This window comes from Pseudomonas sp. PAMC 26793 (assembly GCF_000313235.1).
Lineage (GTDB): Bacteria > Pseudomonadota > Gammaproteobacteria > Pseudomonadales > Pseudomonadaceae > Aquipseudomonas > Aquipseudomonas yamanorum.
Genome location: NZ_AMXG01000011.1, coordinates 1 through 26,897, shown reverse-complemented (window position 1 = coordinate 26,897; position 26,897 = coordinate 1). Strand labels below are relative to the sequence as shown.

Sequence of the window (26,897 nt, the reverse complement as noted above, 5' to 3'; positions counted from 1 at the left end):
GGCAGGTCATCCAGCCTGAGTTTGCCGACGGTGTTGCTCTGCAATTCGTAACGCAACTCGTCGACCATCTTTTCCACTTCCTGCGGGGTCTGCAGCTTGTTGACGCTGATCCCGGTGACCACCAGGTCCACCCGGCCGCTTTCGGCATCGAAGACTTTGAGGGTCAACGAGGCGTCACGGCACAGGGTGAACTCGCAGGTCAGGGGCGACAGGGCCTCTTCGATGCAGTTGCGCAGTTGGGAGAGCGTAAACATTAGGGCTCTCCTCAGCGACGACGCAGCAACAGGCCCAGCAGCAGGCCGACACCGGCGACAATCGCTACGGTAGCCAAGGGTTTTTGCTTGGCAAAGTCGCCAACGGTGTCCAGCGCATCACCGTAGGTTTGCTGCAATTGGCCAGCGGCCTGGCGGGCCACACCTTCGGCCTGGAGACGTTCGTCACCGGTCAGATCACCCAGAAAACCTTGAGCCTTGCCGGCCACTTTTTCGACGGCGCCTTTGACTTGTTCGCTTTTCATGATGGATTCCTTAAAGGGCATGACATCTCAACAGCACAGGACCCAAAGCCCTGTGCCCACCCTTCAAGGTTAAGCAGTGCACCCCCGCGCAATAAGGCGAATTTGCACCGGTCGCACTAGTGCATTTGCACTCTATTTCGGCTTTTTAACCCGCAATTCACCGGCAAACAGCCCGCGCTCACGGGCCCAGACGATGGCTGCACTACGGCTATGCACCCCCAGTTTGGAGTACACCGTGGCCACATGGTTACGCACAGTGTTGGGCGCCAGTTTCAGGCGCGAGGCGATTTCCTTGTCGGCCAGGCCTTCGCAGATCAGGCCCAGTACGTCGCGCTCACGGGCGGTGAGGTCGGTAAAGGAGATGCTCGGTACATTGGGGCTGTTGACGCTCTTGGCGTTGGCGAGTTTTTCAATCAGCGTCTGGCTGAACCATGAGGCGTCCTGCATCACTTCCTCGATGGCGGCCACCAGTTCCAGCTCGGAGCGCTTGCGTTCGGTGATGTTCATCAGCACCAGCAAATAGCAGGGCACGTCCTGGATGCTGACGGTGTCGGCAGACAGCACGCAGTCGATCAGCTCATTGCCTTTCTTGCGGATCTTCAGGTCGAGGCCGTCGAGGTTGCCGGCTTTTTCCAGGGTGGTAAACAGTTGCGTGCACGCCTGGGGGCTGTCGATAAAGTCGATGTCTTCGATGGATTTGCCGATCAGTTCTTCACTGGTGTAGCCGGTGATGGTCATGAAGGCTTCGTTGATATCCACCACCTGGCGGTTGGCGGCGTTGCACACCAGGGTCGGTACCGGCGTCAGGCGGAACGACTTGGCGAAACGTTCCTCGCTCTGGCGCAGGGCGGTTTCGGCTTTACGGCGGGGCTCCAGGTCGGTGAAGGAAAACAGCATGCAGTCTTCCTCATTCATGTCCAGCGGCTGGCCGGCCACAATCACCAGTTTGCTGCCGCCTTCGGGCAGTTTCAGTTCGGCTTGCATCTGCGGAATGGTCGCGCCTTCGCCCAGGCGCTTGATAGCGAGGTCCTTGTTTTCGGCCTGTTCCAGCACATCCAGTTCATACACAGAATGGCCGATCACCTGGTCGCGGTTATAGCCGGTCATCTCCAGGAAGCCCTGGTTGACCTTGATATAGCGCAGGTCGCTCAAGCGGCAAATCACCGCCGGCGCCGGGTTGGCATTGAAGGTTTTTTCGAAGCGCTGTTCGGCGCTGGCCCATTCGGTGGCGTCGCTCAGGATCAACACCAGCAACTCCGGCTTGCCCGACGCGTCGTCGAGCACCAGGCTGCGCAGGCGATGCACCCAGACTTTTTCCTCGTCGCCGGTGGGGGTGACTTCCACCACCACATCGCTGAACTCTTCACCGTCTGCCACCCGGCTCAGGGGGTAATTCTCCAGCACCAGCGGGTGGTTGTTGCGATACCGCAAGGCAAAGCGTGCGGCGTATTCCTTGGTGTTGGCACCCAGGTCTTCGACTTTCTCCACGCCATGCATCAGCAGCGCGGCTTCATTGGCCCAGAGGATGGTCTGGTCGGCTTCGGCAAGGATCACCCCATCGGACAAGCCGGAGATGATCTGCTGCAGTTGGCGGCGGTTGGTTTCTTTGGCGAGGACGGCCTGGCTCATGGTTTCTCCTGGGGTAAGTCGCATGAAAAGTACGACACCTGAGGCTCAGGATAGTGCAGAGAAAGTGCCCGGCGCGGGGTGCGAATGCACCAGTGCGCCTAGTGCAATTGTGCCGAGACCGCAGGGTAGGTGCCTCGCCAAACTGGCCACGTACCCACTGTTCAAAGGATTTAACATGACCACTGTCTATGAAACCAACCGTTCTCTGTTTCGCGTCTCCTGGGGCTCGGTATTGGCCGGTAGTGCAATTGCCCTGGTGACCTACCTGGTGTTGAGCGTACTCGGCACCGCGATTGGTGCGAGTGCAGTCAACCCGATGGCGGCCGGTAACCCGCTGAGCGGTTTTGGCACCGGTGCCGGAATCTGGCTGTTTGTCTCGACGCTGTTGGCCATCGGTGCCGGTGCATTCGTGGCCGGGCGTACCGCACCGGATCGCGGCGGCCTGCATGGCGTGCTGAGCTGGACCATCACCACTTTGCTGACCACCTGGCTGCTCGCCGCGCTGGCCACCAGTGTTGTCGGTGCCGCAGGTAACGTCGTTGGTAAAGGGTTGTCGGCGGCCGGTAGCGGCATCGCCGCCGTGGCGCCGGGCATCAGCGACAGCGTCAAGCAGCAACTGAATGAGCAGGGCATCAAGCTGGATTGGAACAGCCTGCAAGGCCAGCTCGACACACTGCTCAAGCAGAGCGGCAAGCCTGAACTGGACCCTGCCAACGTCGAACAAAAAGCCAATCAAGCGGCTGCGGATGGCAAGCAATCGGCCAACGATGCGGCGACCAACCCAGCCCAGGCGGGTGATGAACTGAAGCAGTGGTTCGAGCGCGTCAAGGCGTCCGGTGAGCCTGCGTTGAATGCAGCAGACAAGCAGGCGTTGGTTAACATCGTCGCCGCCCGCACCGGCAAGAGCCAGGCTGAAGCCACCCAGATCGTCGACAACTACGCCCAGGCCTACCAGCAGGCCGTGCAGAAGGTTGACGAGCTGAAGCAACAGGCTGAACAGAAAGCCCGTGAAGCCGGTGAAGTGGCGGCCAAGCAACTGTCCCGCGCTGCGTGGAGCACCTTGTTGATGTTGCTTCTGGGTGCAGCGTTGAGCTTTGGTGTCGGTCGCTTGGCGATCACTACACGTCGGGTGCCATTGGCCTGAGCATGATTTGAGGTACTTTGTGTGGCGAGGGAGCAAGCTCCCTCGCCACAGCAATAGTCCTGCTTTCACCTCTGCATCAACCCCGCCGAACGAGTAAACTGCCCGCCTTTTTATTCTCACGATGAAACGGTGGGCTTTTGAACGCAGTAAAAACCACGGGGCTGTTGCTACTCACCGCCTTATTGGCTGGATGCGGAACCTCGCCGCCGCGCACCCCCAACGACATCTGCGGCATCTTCCGCGAAAAGGACGACTGGTACGACGCCGCCAAGGTGACCCAGGCGCGCTGGGGCGTACCGATCCAGGTGCCATTCGCGATCATGTACCAGGAGTCCGGCTTCCGCCAGGACGCCAAGACCCCGCGTAAATACCTGTTATGGATCATCCCCTGGGGCCGTGTGTCCACCGCCTCCGGCTACGCCCAGGCCAAGGATGAAGTGTGGAGCGACTACCAGAAAAGCACCGGCCGCTTTGGCGCCAATCGCGAGCACTTTGACGACGCCATCGATTTTGTCGGCTGGTACATGGACAAGACCTACACCATCAACGGCGTATACAAATACGATGCCTATGGCCAATACCTGAACTACCACGAAGGGTGGGGCGGGTATCGTCAGCGTACCTACGCGAGCAAAGCCTGGCTGATGCCGGTGGCGAGCAAGGTGCAGGCACGCTCGCAGATGTATGCGGCGCAATATGCAGGCTGCAAGAATGATCTGGGGCGGGGGTTCTGGAGTCGGTTTTGGCATTGGCTGTGAGTGCACGGGCATTCCTTTGCCCGGCATAAGAGCGCGTGGCTAAACGGCTAACCATCCCACCAATGGCACCACCATCAAGGTGCTCAACGCCATTGAGATTACGTTGCCGATGTAAGGATGGACGTGCGGTGGTAACCGTCCTGCAATGGCGCAGGCCAGTGGCGGCGCGATCAGCGCGCCGAGCAGCGCACTTGATCCCATCACCACCCAACTGCCGCCATGGGTCAACACCGCTGCCGGGACCACCGACACCAGCGGAACATACGTGGGATACCAACCGCGTTTGATCCACTGATGTCGCCAGATCACCACGCCCAGCGCAGACGTCAGCGCTTGCGCGCCGATCAGATGCACTATCAGGCCAGATCCATAGGCAGGGCTCATCGGGTTCAGCGCATAAGCCAGTAACACGCCAGCCAATAAGCCAAGGCTGGCCAGCTCATTGCCGAAGAAGGGCGCTTCGGAAAAGTCCGCCAATACCCTTCGCACGCTCCACATCGCGCCATAGGTCGGTGGCTTCAAGGGCGCGGGCTTTATCGGGGCTATGTAGTCGCTGCGTACCAAAATCGGCAGGCGACGGAACAACATAAACGCAATCACACTGCCAACCGCCATCCCCAGCACGTTTCCGATTACCACCGGCAAGCCCAGCGGCAGGCAGATGTAGTTGACGATCAACAAACACATCGGTGTAACCAGCAAGGCCCCCAGCACTGCGCCATTGAGCGTTACTTTCCAGCCGCCGCCGAACATCAGCACCATGGCCGCCGGCAGTGAAACAAATGCTGCAAACGTCGGTTGCCAAGTGCTAGCGGTCACGGTCCATCCCCATAACGCATTACTCAGCAGTAAACCGAGTAATGAGCTGGTCACCAACCACGGCCACAGCCCGGTGCCATACGAAATGGCAAAGCCTTGCCAGGGCTTGCCTGTACGGCTGGCCCACCACGCCAGGTACGCGCCGCCCAGCAGGCCGATTGAGGCCAGTTCATGTTTGTAGAACGCGACTTCGCTGATATCACCCAGCACCCAGCGCAGCCAGGCGATGGGGTGAGGAAGGCTGGTCACCATGTCGGCATAGCCCGGCCAAGGGTAAGTAAGGGCTATCCATAGGATCAGCAATGCACTGGCAACGCCCAGGGCGATGACTGTCTTATCGGTTCGGGAGTGGTGTAGGGACGGTTTTTCTAAAAGGGTTTCCATCATGCGCCCTCCGATTAGCGTGGCAGGGCGCGATGTTGGGTATACCCGAGCATTTGGTCATAAAGATCCGCACGCCGGTCCCGCTGCAAGTCGTTGAGGCTGTTCCAGATAGGTGCACTGCGAGCGCTGGTGAGGTCAACATCGGCAAATAGGATCTCCTGCCGATTCGCTGAAGCTACCGCGCCGATGGGCCAGCCGTTGGTTCCGGCAATCAGCGAGCACCCGAGGTAACGCGCATCGCGTTCCTCTCCGATACGACTGGCGGCGGCGATAAACACGTTGTTGACGTGGGCTGCGGTCATCGTGAGGTACGACGCCATACACTTCCCCGCATCGTCGAACAACGGAGGCGGCGTCCATACCCAGTTGTTGAGACTGCAAATAATATCGGCGCCTTGCTGGCTGAGGATGCGCGGCACCTCAGGGAACCAGATGTCCCAGCAGATCAGCAGGCCTATACGGCCTATGGGTGTTTCAAATACGGGGAACCCTACATCGCCGGGACTGAACCAGAGCTTTTCCAGGTTCCACAAATGGGCCTTGCGGTACTTGCCGATAAAACCCTCCGGTCCCAGCAGTACGGCGGTGTTGAACAGCTGCATGCCGGAGATTTCGCTGAGGCCTGCCACCAGATACACCTGATGTTTACAGGCAAAATCCATCCAGGCTTGCACACTCGGCCCGCCCGGAATGGCCTCGGCGTGATCAAATGCATCCTGACGGCTGGAGAAGAAATAGCCGCAGTTCGAGAGCTCTGGCAGCACGATTAGATTGGCTCCGCCGCCCACTGCTTCCGTTGCCAGCTCAAGGCTATGACGTAGGTTACGTTCCCGGTTTTCCATCCCCACTTGGGGATCAAACTGAATGACAGCTATGCGAACAGGGCTTGTTGGATCGCTCATTGCGGGTGACCTCTTATTTTATTCAGCCAGGGAATGACTGGATGTTTATAAAAGGCGACCCGATGTTTAAATGAAAGTCGGACACGTCTGATAGCTGTGTAGCTTAGTTCCGCCAAAGCCTTTGTGCTGGCTATTTAATTAGACTGGTGTGGATGCTCGGTTTTGTATTCTGGATAGTCTTGCATAGAGAATCCTCCGTTAAATTTAGCACCAGTTTTGTTGCATATATTTATGACGGTGTCTATTGCGCCCCTGAAACATGGCTCTGTCCACCCGGCATCTACTGAAAAAGATTCGCCGCAGAGGTAAATTCCAGATTTAAATGAGTAGTCTTTGTTGTATTTCATTAGGCCCACAGCCTCATAGTAGGTTCCCGGTCTATACAGTTTTGCGCATCCCAACGAGTTGCTGTCATTCATCCAACGTTGCACGATAGCCTGGTCGTGACCTATGTATGGAGAGATTTTCTCTTGAATGTTTGTGGATTTAATCAGGATTCTATCCAGCTCTTCAATGCACTTGGTAATCAGTTCTTTGTCACTTAGCGAAGATAGTTTCGTTGCATCGTCTTCCCAGGTATAACTCAGAAGTATGCAGTCGTAGGTGTAGTGGTCGTTATAGCGATAGGTATATACATCATGTATGAAACTGTCGGTCACAATGGCTTGAGGGATTTTTGTGTTTTTAGATAGGAACGATTTTTTTAATGGGGCATATACTTTGCAGCTGGTTTCCCAGTGCGCGGTTTTATAAGCATTTATCGTATCGAAAGGGAGCATCTCTTGGTCGAAACCTTCGAGTAGCATCTGTGTTTCGATCAACCAGGAGGGAAGGGTGATGATGACCGAATCGAAGTCGGCATAGCAGGGCTCAATTTTTTTGGGATTGCTTGAGTTCCATTGATAATGAACTCGTGTTTTCCCACTCTTGAGCGTTTCAAGCTTTTTTACCGGAGAGTCGGTTAGTAGTCCATTCGACTTTTCAATACTATGTTCATAAACGGAGTTTCCTGTTTCAGGAATGCTCATAAAGAGCATGCATTCTGCTAAGGCCCCAAGGCCTTTGTAGCTGGGCTTATTAAACCTGAGACCCCGGGAGTCAAAAACGGCCGAGCTTTCCAGGTGTGGAGAGTCGACTGTCGTGCCATCCAGTTTGACCCGGCCATGAATCAACTGGAGATGACTGCTGAAACCAAAAATCGCAGTACGCAGGGGATAAAGCGAGCATATGTCATAAAAAGCGCCCCAACTGCCATCGCCTATTCCAATTGCGTAGAATACCGCCGATTCTTTTGCTGTCATCCCCATGCCTCCAAAGTCTCCGGGACGGTCCTTGCTCCAAGACTCAATAACCGGCATTTTTACTAGATCCCGAAACGAGATACCTTCGTATCTTTCAACTATGGCGGCCCAAAGTAACTCCCATTGCTCGCTTCCATAGAAAACCGCGACTTTCTGAGTCATGCGTTTGGCAAAATTTTCCCATTTTGCAAAAACCGCGCTTAGGGTTTCGCCAGGAGGTGGCGTTATCCCATCTTTGTTTTTCCAGATCAGCATAGTTGGCTGGCCACTGTTATCTATACTTCCTTCGCGTAAGTAGATACCGGTTGATTTGACCCATGGGCTTCCCGGGTTGGGGAAGTTTGAATGAGCAAGCTCAAACTCTTTTGCGTAATAGGCCATCAGGGATCTACCGTCAGTGGGCAGTTCGTCAGATCGATTAAAGAATGGCATCCGCATCGCACCCATTTCAAAGGGTGGGCGGCCTGTATTATTGGAGTGCTGGCCGCCAAGTACGGTAAGATGCCTGCCGCCGATTCTTTTGGATTTTTCGAGCAGGGATATATTTTTAAAGCCGCAGCGATAGAGTTCTCGTGCTGCAGTAAGTCCCGTTATACCCGCTCCGATAATGCATATTCTGTGATTCGAATTGATCGAGTTGGCGATTCCGCCTGTTTGCTCAACTAAGGCTCGATAATCGAAGCATAAATCTGGCGGGCTGGGAAAACGGCCTCGCCATTTATTTTTGATAGACCTCTTTTCTCTAGAGGTACCAATAGCAATGTCAGCCGGGTAATTGAAATCTGATCCTATTGTCACGTAGGCCGTCCTTGATGTTCTATATTTTTGAAGGGGTAGGCTGCTCGCTGAGCTGAACAAGGTAAATCGGGTGAGGAGAGTTTCTGACAGGGGTGTTTTCGTGGTTTTTTGTAGGTTGGAGCGTGCGATCCCAACCCCAAGCTTGCCAAACGCGTTTGACTCTGGGAAAACGCCCGTTTGGCGCAATTCGCGCGCTACACAAAACGAGAAAAAATGAACAACGAACTGGAAATCACCGACGTCCGCCTCGGCGACGGCAAAACCGTGGTCAAAGGCGCCCTGATCACCACGCAATACACCGGCACCCTCGAGGACGGCACGGTGTTCGATTCTTCATGGGAGAGGGGCAAGCCGTTTCAGTGCGTGATCGGTACCGGACGCGTGATCAAAGGCTGGGACCAGGGGCTGATGGGCATGAAAGTCGGCGGCATTCGCACGTTGTTTGTACCGGCGCACCTGGCCTACGGCGAGCGCTCGATGGGTGCGCATATCACGCCCAACAGTAATCTGCGCTTTGAAATTGAGTTGTTGGAAGTACTCACACGAGACGATTGAGGAGCGTTGCACATGGATGTGGTTGAAGCAGTGGAGCTGCCCCGCAGTTCGATGGCGGGCATCCGGGTGGTTGAGCTGACTCTTGAGGATGAAGCCGAGCTGCAGGGCTTTTTCGAGGCGGCCCCGGAGTATTTTCTTGCGGTGAATGGTGAGCCAGCCACACCCACGGAGGCTCGGGATGAGTTGACTCTTCAACTGCCCGACACCTGGAGCTACACGCGGATGTATTGGATTGGCTACCGCAATGCCGAAGGGCAGTTGGTTGCGGTGGTGAATGTGGCGTCTGACCTGCTGGCAGTTGGGGTGTGGCATATCGGGTTGCTGTTGGTGGCCACGCCGTTGCATGGCACCGGGTTTGCGCGGCAGTTGCATGCCGATTTCCAGGATTGGGTAGTACGCCTGGGCGCACGCTGGTTGCGGCTGACGGTGGTGGTGGGGAACGTCAAGGCCGAGCGGTTCTGGCCCCGGCTCGGGTATGTTCAGGTGCGGACTCGGGATGGCATCGAGATGGGGCGACAGGTGAATCGGGTTTCCATTCAGGTGAAGGCGTTGGCGGGTGGGGCGATCAATGAGTATTTGGCGCTGGTGGAGCGTGATCGACCGTCTTCTGCGTAGCAGCACCGTGGTGCCTACCTGAACTCTCCCTGAAGAATATTCCTAACCCTCTTGGGTGAACTTTCTTACGGTTTACTCTCCTTAAATCGGAGAGTAAGCTTTGCGCGTTTTCATCAATAGCGGAGACCCTCAGTGGGTACTTGTTCGAGTGACAGTCGTCGGCCGGTCTCGATAACCGGCACATACTTGGCAAGGTAACGCGCATTTTTCCGATGCCGTTGTCTCGCCCAGAAGCGAGAAGCGGCATCCCGGTAGCGGCCAGTCCTGGCCCGATCCCGATTTCCCTCTCATCGACGCTGACCCGTACGTGATGCCTTGCATCGCGATACTACGGACGCGCCTGTCGTTTGCGACGGGCGGCCCTGTCCTGTCGTGGCCGTGACCCAATCACGGCCCAGGATGGTCGTACCTGCCCGAAGGTTTCCTCGCCTAAGTTTGGCTGGCAATGAACAGGGAAGACTGACTATGCAAGCAATCAACAACATCAACCTCAACTCGCTGGTCGACACACTGGTCAGCCTCACCGCAGCCTTTATCCTCGGTGGACTGATCGGCTTCGAGCGTCAGTACCGCCAGCGCACGGCGGGGTTGCGTACCAACGTGCTGGTGGCGGTGGGGGCGGCGATTTTCGTCGACATGGCCAACCGTCTGGGCGGCGCCGAAGGGGCGGTGCGGGTCGTGGCCTATGTGGTCTCTGGCATCGGCTTTCTCGGCGCCGGCGTGATCATGCGTGAAGAAGGCAACGTGCGCGGGTTGAATACCGCAGCCACCCTCTGGGCATCGGCGGCGGTGGGCGCCTGTGCCGGTGCCGACCTGATCCTCGAAGCGTTGCTGGGTACGCTGTTTGTGTTGGCGGCCAACACCTTGCTGCGGCCGATCGTCAATAACATCAACCGCCAGCCATTGGACGTGGTGTCGGCCGAGGTGACCAACATTCTCTATGTGGTGGCCCGTCGTACCCAGCAAAAGGCGGTATTGGCCTTGCTCGAAGCCGAGCTTGCACGCTGCAACTACCCGGCCAGTGACGTGGACGTGCGTCCCTTTGGTCCTGAAGAGGTGGAAATCGAGGCGACGCTGGCCGTGACCTCGGTGGACGGTGACGAACTGGACGCCCTGGTGGCGCGCATTTCCACCTCGGCCCTGGTGGTACAGGCGTTCTGGAGCCCGAGTACCACCGACTAGACGGCCCCGTTGCCCGGATCCCACTGTTTACTATGCTTTTTGTTGAGGAAAAGTCCTACATGTGACTAGGACTATCCCTTCAGGTGACGCGTCATTCCATTGGTAAGGTTGCGCGCTTGCGACTAGCCAGGCACGCAGGTGCGGCCATCCATGGCTATGCGCTGTTCAAATGGAGGGACCCGATTGCTTCTTGTAGGAATGTTGAGAACCGCTCGTCGGAACTGTCATTTCTCACAGGTAGATAGGTCCCGTGTGATGTGCAACGGTACTGAATCCTCCCAGGGGAGCCTTATGAGCAAAGCTTTAATCGTGGATGACCACCCATTTATCCGCGCAACCGTCCGGTACCTGTTGAAGCAGGAAGGCTTCGACACGATTTTCGAGGCCGGCAACGGTGCTGATGCGATGCAGATCGCAAGGGAAGAACGCCCCGAACTGATCATCCTTGACCTGGCGATGCCGAAGTTGGGTGGCCTTGAGGTGATCAGCCGAATCAAGGCACTGGGCCTGCCTTGCAAGATCCTGGTGCTGACGTCGTATCTGGCGGTGTTTTTTTCTACCCGCTGCATGCGCGCCGGCGCGATGGGCTTTGTGGCCAAGACCGGCGAGCTGGATGAACTGCAAAAAGCTATCAAGGCCGTGATGTCCAACTACAGCTGTTTTCCCAGCCTGCCCACCAGCTCGGTGCGTCGGGACGATTTGCAGTCCACCGAACAGGACCTGGTGGCAGAGCTTTCCGACCGTGAGTTGACCGTGTTGCAAAAGTTGGCGCTGGGGCTCGGCAACAAGGAAATAGCCGAGGATATGTTGCTCAGCCACAAGACCATCAGTACCTACAAAACCCGTCTGAAGGAGAAGCTGCGCATGTCGTCGGTGGTGCATCTGTCCAAATTCGCCCAACGCAATCATCTGATCTGAAATGACCAGGGTCCGGGTATTGTGGCTCAGTGCGTGGGTGCTGCTGGGCGTGCTCTACACGCAAGCCCCGGCCCTGGCGGAGGCGCGCACCCTGTACCTGCTGGGGCACTCCATCCTCGACACGCCGGCGGCGGGGTTGCCCGAGTCGGACTGGCGCTGGCTGCGGGAGCGCCGCCGTTTGTTGATGGGGATCTCCAGCCCCGATTACGCACCATTCGAGTTGAGCAGCAACGATGAGCTTGAGGGGATTACGGCAGATTACGCCGCACTGATAGCCGACGTGCTGAACATCAGGGTTGAAGTCCGTCGTTACGACAACCGGGATGAGGTCATCACCGCACTCAAGCGCGGCGAGGTGGATTTTTTGGCGTCAGCCAACGGCTACGAGGCGGCAGACCCGCAACTGGTGCTGTCGCGCTCCTATGCCATGGATCAACCGGCCCTGGTCACCCGAACGAACGAGAGCCAGACCCTGAGTGCCGACCTGGCCGGCAAGCGGGTGGCCATGTTCTATCACTACATGCAGCCTGATGCGGTACAGGCATTTTACCCTCATGCCCGGCTACAGCTTTTCCCTTCGACCTTCGAGGCCATTGGCGCTGTTGCATTCGGCCAGGCGGATGTTTACCTCGGCGATGCAATCAGCGCCAACTACCTGATCAACAGGAACCATCTGAACAACGTTCGAATGGCCGATTTCTCGTCACTTGAAGTCAACCCCTTCGCCTTTGCCTTTTCCCGCAACAACACGCGCCTGTTGTCGATCATCAACGCGGCGCTGGCCGCGATTCCGGTCAGTGAGCAGATGGAAATACTGCGACGCTGGAGTGCGGGAAATCCTGGATTCCTGGGGGCGGACCGGTTGCGCTTGAGTGCCAGTGAGCAGCGCTGGCTGGAGAAGAACCCCAGGGTCAAGGTCGCGATACTCGACAAGTTCCTGCCGGTTTCATTTATCGACAAGCAGGGCGCGTTCGAAGGGTTGAGCGCCGAGGTGTTGGCCCGTATCAGTTTGCGCACCGGGTTGAAATTTGACGTCGTCCCGGGCACCTCGATGCCCCAGCAGATTGACAAGGTCAGCACTGGCGGTGCGGACATGATCGCGGTGGTCACGCCCAGCGTTGAACGCACGGACAAGGTGCGTATTACCCGGCCTTACCTGACCAATCCGTTTGTGCTGGTCAGTCGCATGGATGACCGCAGCCCCCTTACCCTGGAAGACATGGCCGGCAAGCGCCTGGCGCTGATCGGCGGCAATAGCCTGCAAGAGGGGATTGCCCAGGAGTATCCCACCATCAAGTTCGTGGACGTCGACAACCCTGAACACGGCATGGCGCTGGTGGCCAGCGGCGGCGCCGATGCGGCCGTCAATACGTTGATCAGTGCGCGCTACATGATTGCCCGCGAGTACCGTGACCGCTTGCGGATCACTAGCACCGTCGGGTCTGAGCCGGCGCGCATAGCCTTCGGTGTCAGCCGCAGCCAACTGGAGTTGTATTCGATCCTCGACAAGGCGCTGTTGAGTATCACCCCCCAGGAAATGAGTGAGTTGGCCAGTCACTGGCGTAGTGAAGTACTGGTTGAAGACAGCTACTGGGCGCGGCACCGAACGGTCATCATTCAAGGCTTCAGCCTGGCAGCGCTGCTGTTGCTGATCACCCTGGGCTGGGCGATTTACCTGCGTAGCCTCATACGCAAACGGGTGCAGGCCGAGCGCGCCCTGAGTGACCAGATGCGCTTTATGGGCGTGCTGATCGACGGCACGCCTCATCCGATTTATGTGCGTGATCGCCTGGGCCGGCTGATGGCGTGCAACAGTGCTTACCTCGATGTGTTCGATTACAAGCTGGAGGACGTAACCGGTAAAACCGTGGTCGAGACCGACATCGGCAATCGCCCCCAGGCCGAGTCTTTTCACCAGGACTACCTGCGCTTGATGGAGCAGGGGGAGCCACAGATCCAGGACCGCGTGCTCAAGGTGCCGGATGGGACGGTTCTGACGATCTACCACTGGATGCTGCCGTACCGCGACGGTGATGAGCGGGTAGTGGGCATGATCGCCGGCTGGGTGGACGTCAGTGAAAGGCAGCATCTGCTCGGCCAGCTACGGGAAGCCAAGGAGGAGGCCGACGCCGCCAATCGCGCCAAGACCACCTTTCTCGCGACCATGAGCCATGAGATACGCACACCCATGAACGCCGTGATTGGCATGATTGAACTGGCCTTGAAAGCCGCCGAACAGGGCCGGGCCGACCGCGATGCGCTGGAGGTGGCCGCCGACGCGTCGCGGGGCATGCTGGAGTTGATCGGCGATATCCTGGACATCGCCCGCATCGAGTCGGGCCACTTGTCCCTGGCTTGGCAGCCTTCAAACCTGCACGAATTGCTGGCGTCCGTGGCGCGGGTCTTCGAGGGGCTGGCGCGGGCCAAGGGCCTGGTATTGAAGGTGGAGCTCGACCCGCTGATTGACCGATACGTGCTGGTGGACCCGATGCGTTTCAAGCAGGTGGTGTCGAACCTGCTGAGCAATGCGATCAAGTTCACCACCCGTGGCCAGGTACGGCTTGGCGCGTCTGGTTCGTCGGCGATTGCCAACGGGTACCTGAGCCTCAGGCTGTGGGTGGAAGACACCGGCATCGGCATCAGTGTTGAAGACCAGAAACGCCTTTTCAACCCGTTTATCCAGGGCACGAACACCGAGCAATCGGCGCGCAGCGGTTCCGGCCTGGGCTTGGTCATCAGCCGCAACCTGTGCGAGATGATGGGCGGGCAACTGCAATTGAGCAGCCTGCTGGGGCAGGGCACTCGGGTGGATGTCACCCTGGAGCTGCCAGTGGCTGACGCAACGCTGATGCCGGCCGTGCCCGTTGCCCTGGGAACGCCACCGGCCCACGCGCTGAGCATTCTGGTGGTGGATGACTACCCGGCCAACCGGCTGCTGCTGGCCCGGCAATTGAGCTTTCTGGGGCACCGCATCACCACCGCCGAAGATGGCGTCCAGGGGCTTGAACTGTGGTTGTCCGGACGTTTTGATGGGGTGATTACCGACTGCAATATGCCATTCAAGGACGGTTACGAGCTGGCGCGGGATATCCGCACCCTGGAGCGTGAACGCGGGCTGGCGCCTTGCCTGTTGCTGGGATTCACCGCCAACGCCCAGCCCGAGGAAGCCGAACGTTGCCGGCAGGCGGGAATGGATGGCTGCCTGTTCAAGCCCACCGGCCTTGAGGATCTGCATGCGGCCCTGATGTCGCGCACAGCCACGCCCTCGGTGGCCCCGGTCAGCGTGGAGGAGTTATCGCCAGACTTTGATTTGCGCGACCTGGAGAAGCTGACCGGAGGGGATATCGACGCAGTAAAGGAGCTGCTGGTGCCATTGCTCGACAGCCTTGAGGCTGACCATGGGCAGCTGGTGGCCCTGCAACACAAGGCTGACTTTGCCGGCCTGCATGACCTGGCCCATCGAACCAAAGGCGGCGCGCGCATGGTCAAGGCCCGGGCATTGATGGAGTGCTGCGAAGTGCTGGAAAACGTCTGTGAACGGCAAGCACGTAACGAGTTGGCCGGTGCCATCGACGGCATGGATGAAGCGCTGGCGCACCTGCATCACGGGTTGTCGGTTTATTGCAATCAGACTTGACTGGCGAGGGCTGTCATTCGAGCTATTTGGGACAACTCCTACATGAAGGTGGAACAAACCTTATTTAGTCTTCGGAATATGTCTGGAAAATAGGCCGCCCAGTCCCTCACGAGCACTTCTTGCTCAGGTGTTCGCCATGCCAAACAAAGCACTGACCATCCTGATCGCCGATGAACAGCACCTGCAACGGCTGTACATCGAAAAAATGCTCAACCAGTTGGGCTACTACCGCATCGTTCCGGTGCAAACCTTCGACGAAGTGCTGATCCTCACGGCCATCCCGACCGAGCCGTTCGACGTGCTGATCATCAATGCCGGGTTGGCGGCCAGCGAGGGCGGGGTGCTGGCCTATCAGGAACAGCACCCGCAGATTCGCCATGTGCTGGTCTACGATACCCGCGACCTGGGCACGCTGGCCGCCACACCGACACTGCTGGTGCGCCTGCCGGGTGCGCCGGACAGCGTCAACCTCGAACACTTCATGGACATCATCGACCCACCGCCAGCCACCTGCGGGCTGCGGGTGTTGCCGTGGCTGCGGGAGTTGTCCCGCAGCCCTGTGGCTTAGTCCCAGTTCGGCGCGATGCCTTTGGGGCTGGTCAGCCGATGGCCACGCTCCAGGCCGGCGATCTGCGCCATGTCGGCGTCGCTCAAGGTCAGCTCCAGCGCCTTGAGGTTGCTGGCCAGGTTGGCGCGCTTGGTCGACGACGGGATCACCGCGTAGCCCAGTTGCATGGCCCAGGCCAGGGTCACTTGCGCCGGGGTTGCCTGATGACGGTCTGCGATCTGCTGGATCACCGGGTCCTTCAGCACTTCGCCGTAGGCCAGGGTCATGTAGGAAGTGACCTGGATGCCATGGGCCTTGGCAAAATCCGCCACGGTACGGTTTTGCAGGTACGGGTGCAGCTCCACCTGGTTGGTCGCGATGTGCTCGGCACCGACGGCGGCAATCGCTTGTTTCATCAGGTCGACGGTGAAGTTGGAAATGCCGATCTGCCGGGTCAGCCCCTGACGCTTGGCTTCCAGCAACTGGCCCATGAATTCGGCGACGGGCACTTGGTCTTCCGGCGATGGCCAGTGGATCAGGGTCAGGTCCAGGTAGTCGGTCTGGAGCTTGCGCAGGCTCTCCTTGAGGCTCGGGATCAGTTGGCCTTCGGCGAAGTTGGTGATCCAGATCTTGCTGGTGATAAACAGCTCGTCCCGTGGGATGCCGCTGTCGGTAATGGCCTGGCCGACTTCGGCTTCGTTTTCATAGATTTGCGCGGTGTCGATGACGCGATAGCCCAGCTCCAGGCCGGTGCTGACGGAGTCGATGACGACCTGGCCTTGCAGGCGGAACGTACCAAGGCCGAATGCGGGAATAGACATGAGTGACTCCTGAAGTGATGTGAACAATGGAGTCGAGTATCGGCCCCTCGTTCCTTCAGAAAAACCGCTGAATCCGAAAAGGACTCTTTACCAAAAGTCATGAGTGGTGAGGCAAGAGCACCCCCCCGCCAAAAAAAGAAGCTTTTATGACAAAAGTTCGGTAGCCCCCCGTGCCCCCAGTCTTGGCTATGTAACGCGCTCGACACCGCCAAACAGGCGATGCCAGAAGCGCAAGCAGGATGCCAGGAGTGGGGCGAATGGGAACTATGGAACGTTACTCGAAAGTCGGCATGCAGGAGCTCGACCAGCGCCTGTCGAAGATCGTCGAAGCCGCGCGGAAAAAACCGGTCTCGGTCTACCGCTATGGCGCACCGTGGGTATGGATCGTCTCCCAGGACGACTGGCAAGGCGCACTCAAGGAAGTCTCCAGCTACATCCCCGCAGGCCATTCATTGGTCCTGCTGCGCCCGCAGATTGACGAAATCCTCGACCACCACCGCGACCTGCTCCAGTCCGAACCCGGTACCCAGATCGCTCCGCAAACCATCTTGCAGATTCTGCTGCTGCAACTCCTGTATGCGGTCCCCAACGAACAGCAACTGCACGAACAACTCAACTACAACCTGCTGTTTCGCTGGTTCGTCGGCCTCGACCTCAATCAGAAAGTCTGGAGCATCAACCTGCTGCAACGCGACATCGCCACGTTCCTGAATAACCCGCAGGCGGTGCAGTTGATTCAGAAAATCATCGGTGAAGTGTTCTGTGGCGCCTTGCTGCACATGCCGGAGTTCTCCCTGAACTTCGCCCTGCTGCACACCTGGCTCGCCCGACACGGCAACACCTCGATATCCAGCAATTGAACAGGCCAAGCGCTGGGAAAACGGCGACGGCAATCATTCTTAGTAGACCAGGGGGCGGTGTGGAGCATCTGTTCAAATCAACGCTGGCGCTGTGCTGGCTGACGCTCGGGGCACTGGCGCAACCGGCGCAGGCCGAAGGCGAGCCTCCGGCACGGCGGGTGGACGTCAACGAGTACTTCGTGCGCGGCAACACCGTGCTCGATGCCCGCGCCATCGAAGAGGCGGTGTACCCGTTCCTCGGCCCGCAAAAGACCCTCGCCGACATCGAAGGCGCCCGGGATGCCTTGCAGAAGATCTATCAGGAACGCGGCTACCAGTCGGTGTTCGTCGAGCTGCCGGAGCAGAAGGTCGATGACGGTATCGTCTACCTGCAAGTCAGCGAAACCAAGGTCGGCCGCGTCCGCGTAGTAGGCGCCAAGCACTATTCGCCGGTAGAAATCCGCGACGAAGTACCAGGCCTGAAGGAGGGCGCCGTTCCGGATTTCACCCGCGTGCAAACCCAACTGGCCGGCCTCAATCGCAGCGCCGGGCGCCAGGTCACGCCGCTGGTCCGCGAAGGCCAGCGCCCCGGCACCATGGACGTCGACCTGCAGGTGGAAGACCAGAACCCGTGGCACGCCAGCCTCGGCCTGAACAACGACTACAGCGCCGATACCAAGGAACTGCGCAGCGTTGCCACCCTGGGTTACGACAACCTCTGGCAACTGGGCCACAGCATTTCCCTGACCTACTTCACGGCGCCCCAGGACAGCGACAACGCCAAGGTCTGGTCGGGCGCCTACACCGCGCCGCTGACTGATCGCTGGAGCCTGCAGTTCTCCGGTTATCAGTCTGACAGCAACATCGCCACCATCGGCGGCAGCAACGTGTTGGGCAAGGGCCATTCCTACGGCGTGGCGGCGATCTACAGCCTGCCGGCCAGCGGCAACTGGGCCAACTCGATCTCGGCCGGTGTGGACTTCAAGGACTTCAAGGAACAGATGAAGTTTGGCGGCAGCACGGACGATATCCCGCTTAAGTACGCACCCTTGACCTTTGGCTACAACGGCTACCGCTACACCGAACAGTCGCAACTGGGCCTGGGCTTGAACCTGATTGTCGGGACCCGCGCGTTCTTCGGCTACGGCAGTGACGCCAAGGAATTCCAGTACAAGCGTGACAAGGCCAGCCCGAGTTTTGCGGTGCTCAAGGGCGACCTGAATTACACCTACACCTTCGGCAACGACTGGCAATCGGCGTCCAAGGCCGGCTTCCAGTTGGCCTCGGGACCGCTGGTGTCCAACGAGCAATATTCTGCCGGTGGCGCCACGTCGGTACGCGGTTATCTCGCCGCCGAGCGCACCGGTGACGAAGGCTACCTGCTCTCCCAGGAGCTGCGTACGCCTTCGCTGGCCAAGTTCCTCGGCAGTTACGTGCAGGAGTGGCGCTTCTACGCGTTTGCCGAAGGCGCGCGCCTGCGCCTGCATGACCCGCTGCCCGAGCAGGAAGACGAATACAGCCTGGCCAGTGTCGGCCTGGGCACCCGCGCCAGTTTGAGCAAGTGGTTGTCCGGCAGCCTGGATTGGGGCTACCCGCTGCTCGATGGCCCAAACACCCAGAAACAGGACTCGCGACTGCACTTCAGTGTGCAGGCGACTTTCTGACCCCTTTTTTCGGAGACTCCTGACATGCAACGCCTATTTCTGAGCCTGTTGATCTGCCTGGGCTTCGCGCTCCCAGCCACCGCCCACGCCTGGTGGCAGGACGATTGGCACTACCGTAAACAGATCACGGTGGACACCACCTCCCAGGGCGCAGCCATCAGCCAGGCACTGGGCCGCACGGCGTTGCTGGTGCGCCTGCACACCGGCAACTTCACCTTTGACGGGGTCAAGGACGACGGCGCCGACCTGCGCTTTGTCAGCGCCGATGACAAGACCGTGTTCAACCACCAGATCGAAAGCTTCGACCCGCTGATGGGCATGGCGCTGATCTGGGTCGATGTGCCCAAGGTCGAAGGCGGCCAGCGCCAGGACCTGTGGATGTACTACGGCAACCAGAAGGCTCCGGCCACTGCCAACGGCCAACTGACTTTCGACCCGAACTACACCGCGCTCTACCACTTCGACGGCGCCAACGGCACGCCGCCCCGGGACACCACGGCCTATGGCAACACCGCCGTGAACGCCACCGGTGCGAGCATCGACGGGGTGATCGGCCGTGCGCTGCAGTTCAGTGGCCAGCCGTTGCTGTTGCCGGCCAGCCCGTCGCTGCAACACGCCGCGGGCGGTGCGTTTACCTTCAGTGCCTGGCTGCGTCTGGACCAGGCCGGCGGCGAGCAACTGATCATGGCCCGTCGCGAGGGCGCTCACAGCCTGTTGCTGGGCTTGAACCAGGGCATGCCGTTTATTGAAATCGACGGCCAGCGCGCCGTCTCGACCCAGCCGCTGAACCCGGGCCAATGGCAGCACCTGGCGTTCACCGCCGAGGGCGACAAGGTCTCGCTGTACGTCAATGGCCGCGAGACTGCGACCCTCGCCGTGGCGATGCCGGCGTTCAATTCGCAACTGGCGATCGGTGCCGATTTGCCGGAAGCCACCGGCGGTCACCTGCCGTTTACCGGAGCCATGGACGAGCTGCGCCTGTCCAAGGTCGCGCGCCCGGCAGCGCTGTTGCTGGCCGATGCCACCGCCCAGGGCGCCGAGTCGAAACTGGTGACTTATGGCGTGGATGAAGAACAGTCGGGCTTCGGTTTCGGCAGCCTGGGTTTCCTGCTCAAGGCGGTGCCGGTGGACGCCTGGGTGATCATCCTGGTGCTGGTGGGGATGATGTTCCAGTCGTGGTTCATCATGATTCGCAAGAACCGCCAGGTCAGCCGCGTGGGTGCCGCCAACGATCTCTTCCGCGAGGAATTCGCGCAGATCGGTACGCGCCTGGAGATGTACTACGACGACGCGTTGCTGGCTGAGCGCCTGACCCATTCCTCGCTGTGGCGCCTGTACCGGGTCGCGGTCAAGGAAATCCGCACCCGCCGCGCCCAGGGCGCTGACACCTCATCGGTCTCGGCAGCCACCATCGAAGCCATTCGTTGCTCCATGGACGGCGTGCGCACCCGGGAAAACCAGCAACTCGGCGCCAAGTTGTCGACCCTGTCCAACGCCATCGCCGGTGGCCCGTATATCGGCCTGCTCGGCACGGTGCTGGGGATCATGGTGGTGTTCCTCGGCACGGCAATGGCCGGTGACGTGAACATCAACGCCATCGCCCCGGGCATGGCGGCGGCCTTGCTGGCCACGGCCATGGGCCTGTTTGTCGCGATCCCGGCGCTGTTTGGCTACAACCGCCTGATTACCCGCAACAAGGAAGTCAGCGCTGACATGCGCGTGTTCGTCGACGAGTTCATCACCCGCCTGGCGGAGATGCACGGCGAGAGCCAGCACAGCGAAGCTGCGCACCGTCGCGACCACCACGCCCACGTTCCGGCCTGAGGAGAATCAGCATGGCTTCCGTGAATGCCTCCCACGACGATGACGATGACGCACCCGTCGACAGCATCAACATCACGCCCCTGGTGGACGTGCTGATGGTGGTGTTGGTGATGTTTATCCTCACCGCCACCGCCCAGGTGTCGGGGATCCAGATCCACCTGCCCAAGGCCAGCGCTTCGGTGTCGCTGTCCGAGGCCAAAACCAAGGCGATCTCGGTGAACGATGGCGGCCAGGTATTTCTCGACGCTTACCCGGTGACCTTGCCGGAGCTCGAAGAACGCCTGCGCATCGAGAAAGCGTTGAACCCGGACTTCCCGGTGATCGTGCGCGGCGACGCCATGGTGCAGTACCAGAAGGTCATCGAAGTGCTCGACTTGCTGCGTCGCCTGGAGCTGTCCCAGGTCGGGTTGGTCACCGGCAAACCGAGCCAGGGCTGAGCCATGACCGCACAGATGCCGATCACGCCGACGCCGCTGAAGAACACGCCGCCGTTGCGCCCGCTGAAGTGGGGCATTGGCCTGCTGCTGGGGGCCGTGGCTGCCTGGTTTCTCTGGCAATGGGCCAATGACATGAGTGGCGTGCGCCGTGAAGCGCCCAAGGTGCCGACGATTATTCCGCTGCCGCCACCGCCACCACCGCCGCCGGAAAAACCCAAGGAACCGGAGCCCGAGGTGCAGGAGAAAGTCCCCGAGCCGGAGCCCACGCCAACCCCCGATGAGGTCAAGCCCGAGGAAGAAGCACCGCCTTCACCGGCGGACGACCTGGCCAACCCGATGCAGATCGACGGCGACGCGCAGTCCGGCAATGACGGTTTCAACATCGGTGCCGGCAAGGGCGGCGGCATGGCCGGTTCTGGCGGTGGCGGCCTGGGGACCGGGACGTTCAAGCAGTACCTGGCCGGGGTGTTCCAGCGCCTGCTGCGGGAAGACCCGGAGTTGCGCAAGAAGGCCTACACGGTGCAGGCCGATCTGTGGCTGAGCGCAGACGGCGAGGTGACCCGCGTGGAGCTGGCCAAGTCCAGCGGCGACACCGAGACCGACGCTCAGGTGCTGGCCGCATTGCGCGCCACACCGCGCCTGAAGGAACGCACACCCGCGTCATTGACCCTGCCGGTACACCTGTCCCTCAAGGGCCGGCGCCCGGATTGATCGAACCCTTTTTTGCAGTTTTCTACAGGAGTTGTGTGCAGATGATTTCCCACGTGAATCGATTGACCCTGGCGGTCGGCATGGTCATCGCGACCCTGGTCGGCCAGGCGACGGCAGCCACGGCCGCGCCTTCGGAAAACGCCACGATCAACCTGATCCGCCTGCTGGTGCAGCAAGGTGTGCTCAAGCAGGAGCAGGCCGACGGGCTGATCGCCCAGGCTGAAAAAGAGGCTCAGCAGGCACGCCAGGCCAGCACCGCCACGGCAGTAGCGGCAGGTCCAACTGCGGCCCCCGGCGATGTGCGGGTGCAGTACGTGCCGGCAGCGGTGCGCGACCAGATTCGCGACCAGGTCAAGGCCGAGGTCATGGCCACCGCCAAGCAGGAAAACTGGGCCCAGCCCAACACCTTTCCGGACTGGGTCTCGCGCATCAGCTTCGACGGCGACATCCGCCTGCGGGATGAGTCGCGCTATTTCTCGGGCAACAACAGCAACGAAATCGTTGATTACGCCAAGCTCAATCAAAACGGGCCCTACGACGTCAACAAGAACACCAACACCCAACTGCCGCCGTTGCTCAACACCCGCGAAGACCGCGAAAACCTGTTCCGCCTGCGCGCCCGCCTGGGCATGAAAGCCGTGATCTCGCCGGAATGGACCGCCGGGATTCGCCTCGGCACCGGCAACGACAACAACCCGGTGTCCACCACCCAAACGTTGGGCGGTGGCTTCGGCAAGAAAGACATCTGGCTCGACCAGGGTTACCTCACCTGGAAAACCACCGACTACATGACCCTGACCGCCGGGCGCTTCGCCAACCCGTTTTATTCCACCGACATAATGTATTCCGGCGACCTCAACTTCGACGGTGTGGCGGCGATCTTCAACCACAAGCTCAACAGCGACTGGGGCCTGTTCGGCACCCTCGGCGCGTTCCCGGTGGAGTACAGCCCCGACACGGCCACCACCAACGGTTTCGACAAGGACGAGAGTGAAAACAAATGGATGTTCGGCGGGCAGATCGGCGCCGACTGGAAGATCAACCGCAGCAACAGCCTGAAAGGCTCGATGGCCTACTACCATTTCGGTGACATCCAGGGCGAACGCTCCAGCCCTTGCTCGCCGTGGGCCGGCCAGCCGGCGTGCGACACCGACGGCACGCGCCTGGCCTTCATGCAGAAGGGCAACAGCGTGTTCCTGCTGCGGGACATCGCCCCCAACCCGGCGACACCGGGCCTGACCCCGCAACCGCAATTCGTCGGCCTTGCGTCCAAATTCAACGTGCTCGACCTGAACCTGGCGTGGGACAGCGAGCTGCCGGAAGACCTCAAGCTGCGCAGCCAGACCAACTTCATCCACAACCTGGCCTACGACAAAGGCGAGATGCTCAAGCGCAGCGAAGGCCAGATCGTCAACAACCTCAACAGCGACGGCCAGTTTGAAAGCGGCGGCAACGCATTGCTGGTGCAGTTCACCCTCGGCAGTGCGCTGGAGATGCGCAAGAAGGGCGACTGGAACGTGCTGGCCGGCTACAAATACATTCAGCCGGATGCGTTGCCCGACGGCTTCAACGACTCCTCCTTCCACCTCGGCGGCACCAACGCCAAGGGCTATTTCATCGGTGCCAACTACGGCCTCGACAAGAACATCTATGCCAGCGCCCGTTGGCTCAGCGCCTCCGAAGTGTATGGCGCGCCGTTTGAAGTGGATGTCATGCAACTGGAACTCAACACGCGCTTCTGATGCGCCGGAGAAAGCTCATGAACACGCGAATTTGCGGCCTGCTTTTGCTGCTCGTCACCACCGGAGCTTCGGCTGAAGGCATGGAAGAGCGCCTGCGTACCCAACTGCGCAGCACCACCCAGCAGTTGCAGGCACTGCAAAGCGAGCAGGCCCAGGCCAGTGCCGCGCGCATCGCTGCCGAGACCCAGGCCAAGCAAGCCCAGGCGCAGATCAAGCAACTGACCGCCGAGCTGGAAAAGACCCGGGGCGTGGCTGAGCAACTGGTTGGCCAGCAACAGAACCTGCACAGCCAGGCCCAGGCTCAGGTGGCGGCGAGCAATGAACAGGTGGGCAAGTTCAAGAAAGCCTATGAAGATTTGCTGGTGATCGCACGGGGCAAAGAAACCGAGCGGGCGCGCTTGCAGGCGCAACTCACGGAACGTGACACACAAGTGCAGCAATGTTCAGCCAAGAATCAACAGATGTACGGCGTGGCCCAGCAATTGCTGACGGCCTACGAAAAAATCGACGTGGCCGACGTGATGAGCATCCGCCAACCGTTCGCCAGCAGCACCCGGGTCAAGTTCGAGGAACTCGCCCAGGGTTTTGGTGATGGTCTATACCTTAATCGGTTCGATGCTCCCCAGACCGTCACTAATCATTGATCAACAAGGAAGAGACCACTATGAGCGACGTACAACTGATCACCAGCGTGACCCCGCATGTCTTGACCGAGTTGCTGCAGGAAGCCGGCTACCGGGTCAACCACACCGAGCAGAACGGTATCGTGCAATTGCTCAGCGCCAGCCAGGGCATCGGCTTCGCCGTGCGTTTCGGCAACCGGGCGACAGAGCAGGGCAGCTACGTGGACTTCACCTACAGCTGTGCGCTGCGGGTGCAGGGCGAGTTGCCCGAGGGTTTGGCCCAGGTCTGGAACGCTTCCCGGCGCTTTGCGCGGTTGTCGTTGCAGGGTGAGTTCCTGCTGATGGAGATGGACGTGGTGGCCGCCGGCGTGGGCGCCCCGTACCTGCGCAACCAGCTGGAATTGTGGGACCGCCTGCTGCAGGAATTCATCGTCTACCTGCGTGAATACAGCCAGCAGGCCGCCCAGCTTCAGGCCCAGGCCGACGCCGCGCCTGCTGTCGATGCCCGTGAAGAGGCGCCTGCCCTGTGAAGAAACCAACCCTGGTGGTCGGCGCCGGCGCCCTGGTGGTGCTGGCGGTCGCGGTGGGGTTGAGCCTGCGACCGGGCAGTGACCCGGTCGCAGCCCAGCAGCCGGCGCCGGTGGCCGTGAAGGACGGGCCGGCGGTGGCGCGCCTGGGCAACCAACAGATCGACCTCACCGAGCTCAAGTCGGTGCTGGCTGCCTTGCCGGTTGAAACCCGCGAGCAACTGCGTGGCAACCGTGGCGCTCTGGAAACCTGGCTGCGTTCACGCCTTGCGCAAAAGGCTGTGCTTGAACAGGCCGATGCCCAGGGCTGGCGCCAGCGCCCGGAAGTGGAGCAGCAAACCCGCGCCGCCGCCGAACAAATCGTGTTTCGCGACTACATGTTGTCGGTCAGCCAAGTGCCGGCGGATTACCCCAGCGCCGCCGAATTGCAGCAAGCCTATGACAGCGGCAAGGCGCAATGGGTGACACCGCCGTTGTACCAGGTCAGCCAGATTTTCCTGGCCGTGACCGACCCCCAAGCCGTCGACAGCGTACGCCGTCAAGCGCAGGAATTGAGCCGCAAGGCGCAGGCTTCGCCAGGGGAGTTTGCCGCGTTGGCCAGCCAATATTCCCAGGACCCCGACAGCGCCCGGCGCGGTGGCGATTCCGGGATGCAGCCATTGCAGCAACTGGTGCCCGAAATGCGCAGTGTGGTGGCGCGACTCAAGACGGGCGCGGTGTCGGAGCCGGTGCAAAGTGCCGCGGGTTTTCACGTGCTCAAGCTCACCGGGCAACAACCGGCGCGCACCGCCACGCTGGATGAACTGCGGGACCGCCTGACGGAGGCCCTGCGTGCGCAACGCCAGGAGCAAATCGCCAAGGCCTACCTGGAAGGCATGTTCAATACCGCCACCTTGAGTATCGACGGCGCCGAGCTGAACAAGGTGCTGGAGTAAAAAACGTCTCACCGCATTGGATGCACAGTACCCACAAGACAGGGAGTCTCCCATGGTATTTCTTGACCCGGCTGTACCCCACGGCACCACGCCCTATCGCGGGCTGACAGAGTCCCGCGAGGCCTGGCTGGCCGTGGCGGCCACCATCGAACCCGAGGTGGCGCAATATTTCCTGATCAGCGCGCGCTGTGGGTGTTTCATGCAGGCGGCTCGCAGCCTCAATATCAAGGCCACGCAATTGCGCAAGCGCCTGGCGCAACTGGAAGAGCAGCTGCGGCGCTCGCTGTTCAGCTATCAGGGCAATGTCCTGGCCCTGAGTCGTGAAGGGCAGCAGCTGCAGGCGCAACTGATTGCCCTGTCCCATGAGCGACGCTTGCCGGTGCTGGAACAACCGTTGATTCGCCTGGCGGTTGCCGAGTCGATCCTGCATGACATTCTGGGGCGCGACCTGATTGCGCTGCTGCGGCGCAATGCGAGTGTGCGGTTGGAGATTATTTCCATCGACAGCGAGTTGGGGTTGCAGGCGTTGGATGCGGATGTGGTGGTGTGGTTGTCGGGGATGGATTCGCCGGGGGCCGGGCCGAGCTTTGCCATTGATGCGCCTGAGGTGTTGGCGCGGCTGGATTATTCGCCACATATTGCCAAGCGGTATTCGCGGTTGGCGGTGCGGCCCGACAGCATTGAGGATCTCGCGGATTACATGCTGGTGCAGTGGCAGCCGGACCGGCAGGTGGAGGCGTTGCGGCCCTGGAACAGTCTGGTGGAGCAGCGGTTGGCGGGGGTGGTGCAGGTGCAGGCCTATCCGTTGATGCTGGAGATGATTCGGTGCAGCGCGTGTATTGGGTTGTTGCCGCGGTATATGAGTTGTTTTGATCGTGGGTTGACGGCGTTGGATGGGGTGTTTCTGGAGGGGATGCAGCGGCAGGTTTGGATGGGGGTGAGTGCTGAGGTGCGGCATCCGCAGGAGGTGGGGTGGGTGGTGGAGATGATTCGGAATACGTTTCTTGAGCGGGGGGAGTGGTTTGATTGATTGAGTACATATCCATTGCTGCGGTAACGGCGGGTGGG

At 60.0% G+C, this 26,897-nt stretch carries 25 protein-coding genes; 18 read left to right on the top strand and 7 right to left on the bottom strand.

Translation table 11 applies throughout. The features are described 5' to 3' along the window. The 3 genes from D109_RS0102220 to D109_RS0102210 form a co-directional block, all read right to left on the bottom strand. Nucleotides 1–254 (bottom strand): DUF1652 domain-containing protein (locus D109_RS0102220; protein ID WP_017475466.1); only part of this gene is annotated, 254 nt, incomplete at its 3' end. A gap of 11 nt (nucleotides 255–265) precedes the next feature. Further along, nucleotides 266–517, bottom strand: a complete 252-nt coding sequence (locus D109_RS0102215) for a CsbD family protein (RefSeq protein ID WP_003211583.1) — start codon at nucleotides 515–517, stop codon at nucleotides 266–268. 132 nt (nucleotides 518–649) lie between these two features. Further along, the gene (locus D109_RS0102210) at nucleotides 650–2,146 is read right to left on the bottom strand and encodes a PAS domain S-box protein (protein WP_017475465.1); all 1,497 of its coding nucleotides are present in this window, start codon (nucleotides 2,144–2,146) and stop codon (nucleotides 650–652) included. A 175-nt stretch (nucleotides 2,147–2,321) separates the two neighbouring features. Here D109_RS0102210 and D109_RS0102205 point away from each other — a divergent pair, with 175 nt between their 5' ends. Then, complete coding sequence (locus D109_RS0102205) at nucleotides 2,322–3,290, top strand: hypothetical protein (RefSeq protein WP_017475464.1); 969 nt, start codon at nucleotides 2,322–2,324, stop codon at nucleotides 3,288–3,290. 137 nt (nucleotides 3,291–3,427) lie between these two features. Then, entirely contained in the window at nucleotides 3,428–4,048 is a 621-nt protein-coding gene (locus tag D109_RS0102200) for a hypothetical protein (RefSeq protein ID WP_017475463.1), read from the top strand. A gap of 39 nt (nucleotides 4,049–4,087) precedes the next feature. Here the strand turns inward: D109_RS0102200 and D109_RS0102195 are convergent, their stop codons facing one another. The 3 genes from D109_RS0102195 to D109_RS0102185 all read right to left on the bottom strand — a co-directional run bounded on the left by D109_RS0102195 (nucleotide 4,088) and on the right by D109_RS0102185 (nucleotide 8,252). After that, the gene (locus tag D109_RS0102195) at nucleotides 4,088–5,251 is read right to left on the bottom strand and encodes a hypothetical protein (RefSeq protein WP_026077732.1); all 1,164 of its coding nucleotides are present in this window, start codon (nucleotides 5,249–5,251) and stop codon (nucleotides 4,088–4,090) included. A gap of 14 nt (nucleotides 5,252–5,265) precedes the next feature. Further along, on the bottom strand, nucleotides 5,266–6,153 hold the full coding sequence (locus D109_RS0102190) for a nitrilase family protein (protein ID WP_026077731.1): 888 nt from the start codon (nucleotides 6,151–6,153) through the stop codon (nucleotides 5,266–5,268). Nucleotides 6,154–6,287: 134 nt separating this feature from the next. After that, entirely contained in the window at nucleotides 6,288–8,252 is a 1,965-nt protein-coding gene (locus tag D109_RS0102185; protein WP_026077730.1) for an FAD-dependent oxidoreductase, read from the bottom strand. A gap of 213 nt (nucleotides 8,253–8,465) precedes the next feature. Between D109_RS0102185 and D109_RS0102180 the strand changes: the two genes are divergently transcribed. The 6 genes from D109_RS0102180 (at nucleotide 8,466) to D109_RS0102155 (ending at nucleotide 15,727) form a co-directional block, all read left to right on the top strand. After that, nucleotides 8,466–8,807 carry an FKBP-type peptidyl-prolyl cis-trans isomerase gene (locus D109_RS0102180; RefSeq protein ID WP_017475459.1) on the top strand — a complete coding sequence of 114 codons (342 nt, stop codon included), beginning with the start codon at nucleotides 8,466–8,468 and terminating at the stop codon, nucleotides 8,805–8,807. 12 nt (nucleotides 8,808–8,819) lie between these two features. Continuing rightward, the gene (locus tag D109_RS0102175) at nucleotides 8,820–9,422 is read left to right on the top strand and encodes an N-acetyltransferase (RefSeq protein WP_017475458.1); all 603 of its coding nucleotides are present in this window, start codon (nucleotides 8,820–8,822) and stop codon (nucleotides 9,420–9,422) included. Nucleotides 9,423–9,887: 465 nt separating this feature from the next. Beyond that, nucleotides 9,888–10,604 (top strand): MgtC/SapB family protein, encoded by a 717-nt coding sequence (locus D109_RS0102170; protein WP_017475457.1) that lies wholly within the window; start codon nucleotides 9,888–9,890, stop codon nucleotides 10,602–10,604. Nucleotides 10,605–10,895: 291 nt separating this feature from the next. Then, complete coding sequence (locus D109_RS0102165) at nucleotides 10,896–11,522, top strand: response regulator transcription factor (protein WP_003211560.1); 627 nt, start codon at nucleotides 10,896–10,898, stop codon at nucleotides 11,520–11,522. 1 nt (nucleotide 11,523) lies between these two features. After that, on the top strand, nucleotides 11,524–15,159 hold the full coding sequence (locus tag D109_RS0102160; RefSeq protein WP_026077729.1) for a transporter substrate-binding domain-containing protein: 3,636 nt from the start codon (nucleotides 11,524–11,526) through the stop codon (nucleotides 15,157–15,159). Nucleotides 15,160–15,295: 136 nt separating this feature from the next. Beyond that, nucleotides 15,296–15,727 carry a hypothetical protein gene (locus D109_RS0102155; RefSeq protein ID WP_017475455.1) on the top strand — a complete coding sequence of 144 codons (432 nt, stop codon included), beginning with the start codon at nucleotides 15,296–15,298 and terminating at the stop codon, nucleotides 15,725–15,727. Here the strand turns inward: D109_RS0102155 and dkgB are convergent. Continuing rightward, nucleotides 15,724–16,527 carry a 2,5-didehydrogluconate reductase DkgB gene (dkgB, locus tag D109_RS0102150; RefSeq protein WP_017475454.1) on the bottom strand — a complete coding sequence of 268 codons (804 nt, stop codon included), beginning with the start codon at nucleotides 16,525–16,527 and terminating at the stop codon, nucleotides 15,724–15,726. The two genes, D109_RS0102155 and dkgB, sit on opposite strands and share 4 nt — an antisense overlap. Nucleotides 16,528–16,793: 266 nt before the next feature. Here dkgB and D109_RS0102145 point away from each other — a divergent pair, with 266 nt between their 5' ends. From D109_RS0102145 to D109_RS0102100, 10 genes are read left to right on the top strand one after another with little or no spacing between them, the layout of a single operon-like run. Next, on the top strand, nucleotides 16,794–17,387 hold the full coding sequence (locus D109_RS0102145) for a transposase (protein ID WP_017475453.1): 594 nt from the start codon (nucleotides 16,794–16,796) through the stop codon (nucleotides 17,385–17,387). 59 nt (nucleotides 17,388–17,446) lie between these two features. Then, nucleotides 17,447–19,030 carry a ShlB/FhaC/HecB family hemolysin secretion/activation protein gene (locus D109_RS0102140; RefSeq protein ID WP_017475452.1) on the top strand — a complete coding sequence of 528 codons (1,584 nt, stop codon included), beginning with the start codon at nucleotides 17,447–17,449 and terminating at the stop codon, nucleotides 19,028–19,030. Between the two features lie 24 nt (nucleotides 19,031–19,054). Beyond that, on the top strand, nucleotides 19,055–20,854 hold the full coding sequence (locus D109_RS0102135; RefSeq protein WP_017475451.1) for a DUF2341 domain-containing protein: 1,800 nt from the start codon (nucleotides 19,055–19,057) through the stop codon (nucleotides 20,852–20,854). A gap of 11 nt (nucleotides 20,855–20,865) precedes the next feature. Then, entirely contained in the window at nucleotides 20,866–21,291 is a 426-nt protein-coding gene (locus D109_RS0102130; protein WP_003211540.1) for a biopolymer transporter ExbD, read from the top strand. Between the two features lie 3 nt (nucleotides 21,292–21,294). Next, nucleotides 21,295–22,002 (top strand): energy transducer TonB, encoded by a 708-nt coding sequence (locus D109_RS0102125; RefSeq protein WP_026077728.1) that lies wholly within the window; start codon nucleotides 21,295–21,297, stop codon nucleotides 22,000–22,002. Nucleotides 22,003–22,043: 41 nt separating this feature from the next. After that, nucleotides 22,044–23,744, top strand: coding sequence for a putative porin (locus D109_RS0102120; protein ID WP_017475449.1), 1,701 nt, complete (start codon nucleotides 22,044–22,046; stop codon nucleotides 23,742–23,744). Nucleotides 23,745–23,761: 17 nt separating this feature from the next. Next, on the top strand, nucleotides 23,762–24,388 hold the full coding sequence (locus tag D109_RS0102115) for a hypothetical protein (RefSeq protein ID WP_017475448.1): 627 nt from the start codon (nucleotides 23,762–23,764) through the stop codon (nucleotides 24,386–24,388). Nucleotides 24,389–24,408: 20 nt separating this feature from the next. After that, nucleotides 24,409–24,897, top strand: a complete 489-nt coding sequence (locus D109_RS0102110; RefSeq protein WP_017475447.1) for a YbjN domain-containing protein — start codon at nucleotides 24,409–24,411, stop codon at nucleotides 24,895–24,897. After that, on the top strand, nucleotides 24,894–25,829 hold the full coding sequence (locus D109_RS0102105) for a peptidylprolyl isomerase (RefSeq protein WP_017475446.1): 936 nt from the start codon (nucleotides 24,894–24,896) through the stop codon (nucleotides 25,827–25,829). The genes D109_RS0102110 and D109_RS0102105 overlap by 4 nt, the downstream gene beginning before the upstream one ends. Before the next feature lie 52 nt (nucleotides 25,830–25,881). Continuing rightward, on the top strand, nucleotides 25,882–26,859 hold the full coding sequence (locus D109_RS0102100; RefSeq protein WP_017475445.1) for a LysR family transcriptional regulator: 978 nt from the start codon (nucleotides 25,882–25,884) through the stop codon (nucleotides 26,857–26,859). Nucleotides 26,860–26,897: the final 38 nt, after the last annotated feature.

Coding starts and splice junctions, on each gene's coding strand:
- D109_RS0102195 (WP_026077732.1), bottom strand. CDS start 5,251: ATGGAAACCCTTTTAGAAAAACCGTCCCTACACCACTCCCGAACCGAT.
- D109_RS0102145 (WP_017475453.1), top strand. CDS start 16,794: ATGGAACGTTACTCGAAAGTCGGCATGCAGGAGCTCGACCAGCGCCTG.
- D109_RS0102170 (WP_017475457.1), top strand. CDS start 9,888: ATGCAAGCAATCAACAACATCAACCTCAACTCGCTGGTCGACACACTG.
- D109_RS0102175 (WP_017475458.1), top strand. CDS start 8,820: ATGGATGTGGTTGAAGCAGTGGAGCTGCCCCGCAGTTCGATGGCGGGC.
- D109_RS0102155 (WP_017475455.1), top strand. CDS start 15,296: ATGCCAAACAAAGCACTGACCATCCTGATCGCCGATGAACAGCACCTG.
- D109_RS0102115 (WP_017475448.1), top strand. CDS start 23,762: ATGAACACGCGAATTTGCGGCCTGCTTTTGCTGCTCGTCACCACCGGA.
- dkgB (WP_017475454.1), bottom strand. CDS start 16,527: ATGTCTATTCCCGCATTCGGCCTTGGTACGTTCCGCCTGCAAGGCCAG.
- D109_RS0102160 (WP_026077729.1), top strand. CDS start 11,524: ATGACCAGGGTCCGGGTATTGTGGCTCAGTGCGTGGGTGCTGCTGGGC.
- D109_RS0102130 (WP_003211540.1), top strand. CDS start 20,866: ATGGCTTCCGTGAATGCCTCCCACGACGATGACGATGACGCACCCGTC.
- D109_RS0102215 (WP_003211583.1), bottom strand. CDS start 517: ATGAAAAGCGAACAAGTCAAAGGCGCCGTCGAAAAAGTGGCCGGCAAG.
- D109_RS0102180 (WP_017475459.1), top strand. CDS start 8,466: ATGAACAACGAACTGGAAATCACCGACGTCCGCCTCGGCGACGGCAAA.
- D109_RS0102125 (WP_026077728.1), top strand. CDS start 21,295: ATGACCGCACAGATGCCGATCACGCCGACGCCGCTGAAGAACACGCCG.
- D109_RS0102210 (WP_017475465.1), bottom strand. CDS start 2,146: ATGAGCCAGGCCGTCCTCGCCAAAGAAACCAACCGCCGCCAACTGCAG.
- D109_RS0102165 (WP_003211560.1), top strand. CDS start 10,896: ATGAGCAAAGCTTTAATCGTGGATGACCACCCATTTATCCGCGCAACC.
- D109_RS0102135 (WP_017475451.1), top strand. CDS start 19,055: ATGCAACGCCTATTTCTGAGCCTGTTGATCTGCCTGGGCTTCGCGCTC.
- D109_RS0102205 (WP_017475464.1), top strand. CDS start 2,322: ATGACCACTGTCTATGAAACCAACCGTTCTCTGTTTCGCGTCTCCTGG.
- D109_RS0102190 (WP_026077731.1), bottom strand. CDS start 6,153: ATGAGCGATCCAACAAGCCCTGTTCGCATAGCTGTCATTCAGTTTGAT.
- D109_RS0102100 (WP_017475445.1), top strand. CDS start 25,882: ATGGTATTTCTTGACCCGGCTGTACCCCACGGCACCACGCCCTATCGC.
- D109_RS0102110 (WP_017475447.1), top strand. CDS start 24,409: ATGAGCGACGTACAACTGATCACCAGCGTGACCCCGCATGTCTTGACC.
- D109_RS0102120 (WP_017475449.1), top strand. CDS start 22,044: ATGATTTCCCACGTGAATCGATTGACCCTGGCGGTCGGCATGGTCATC.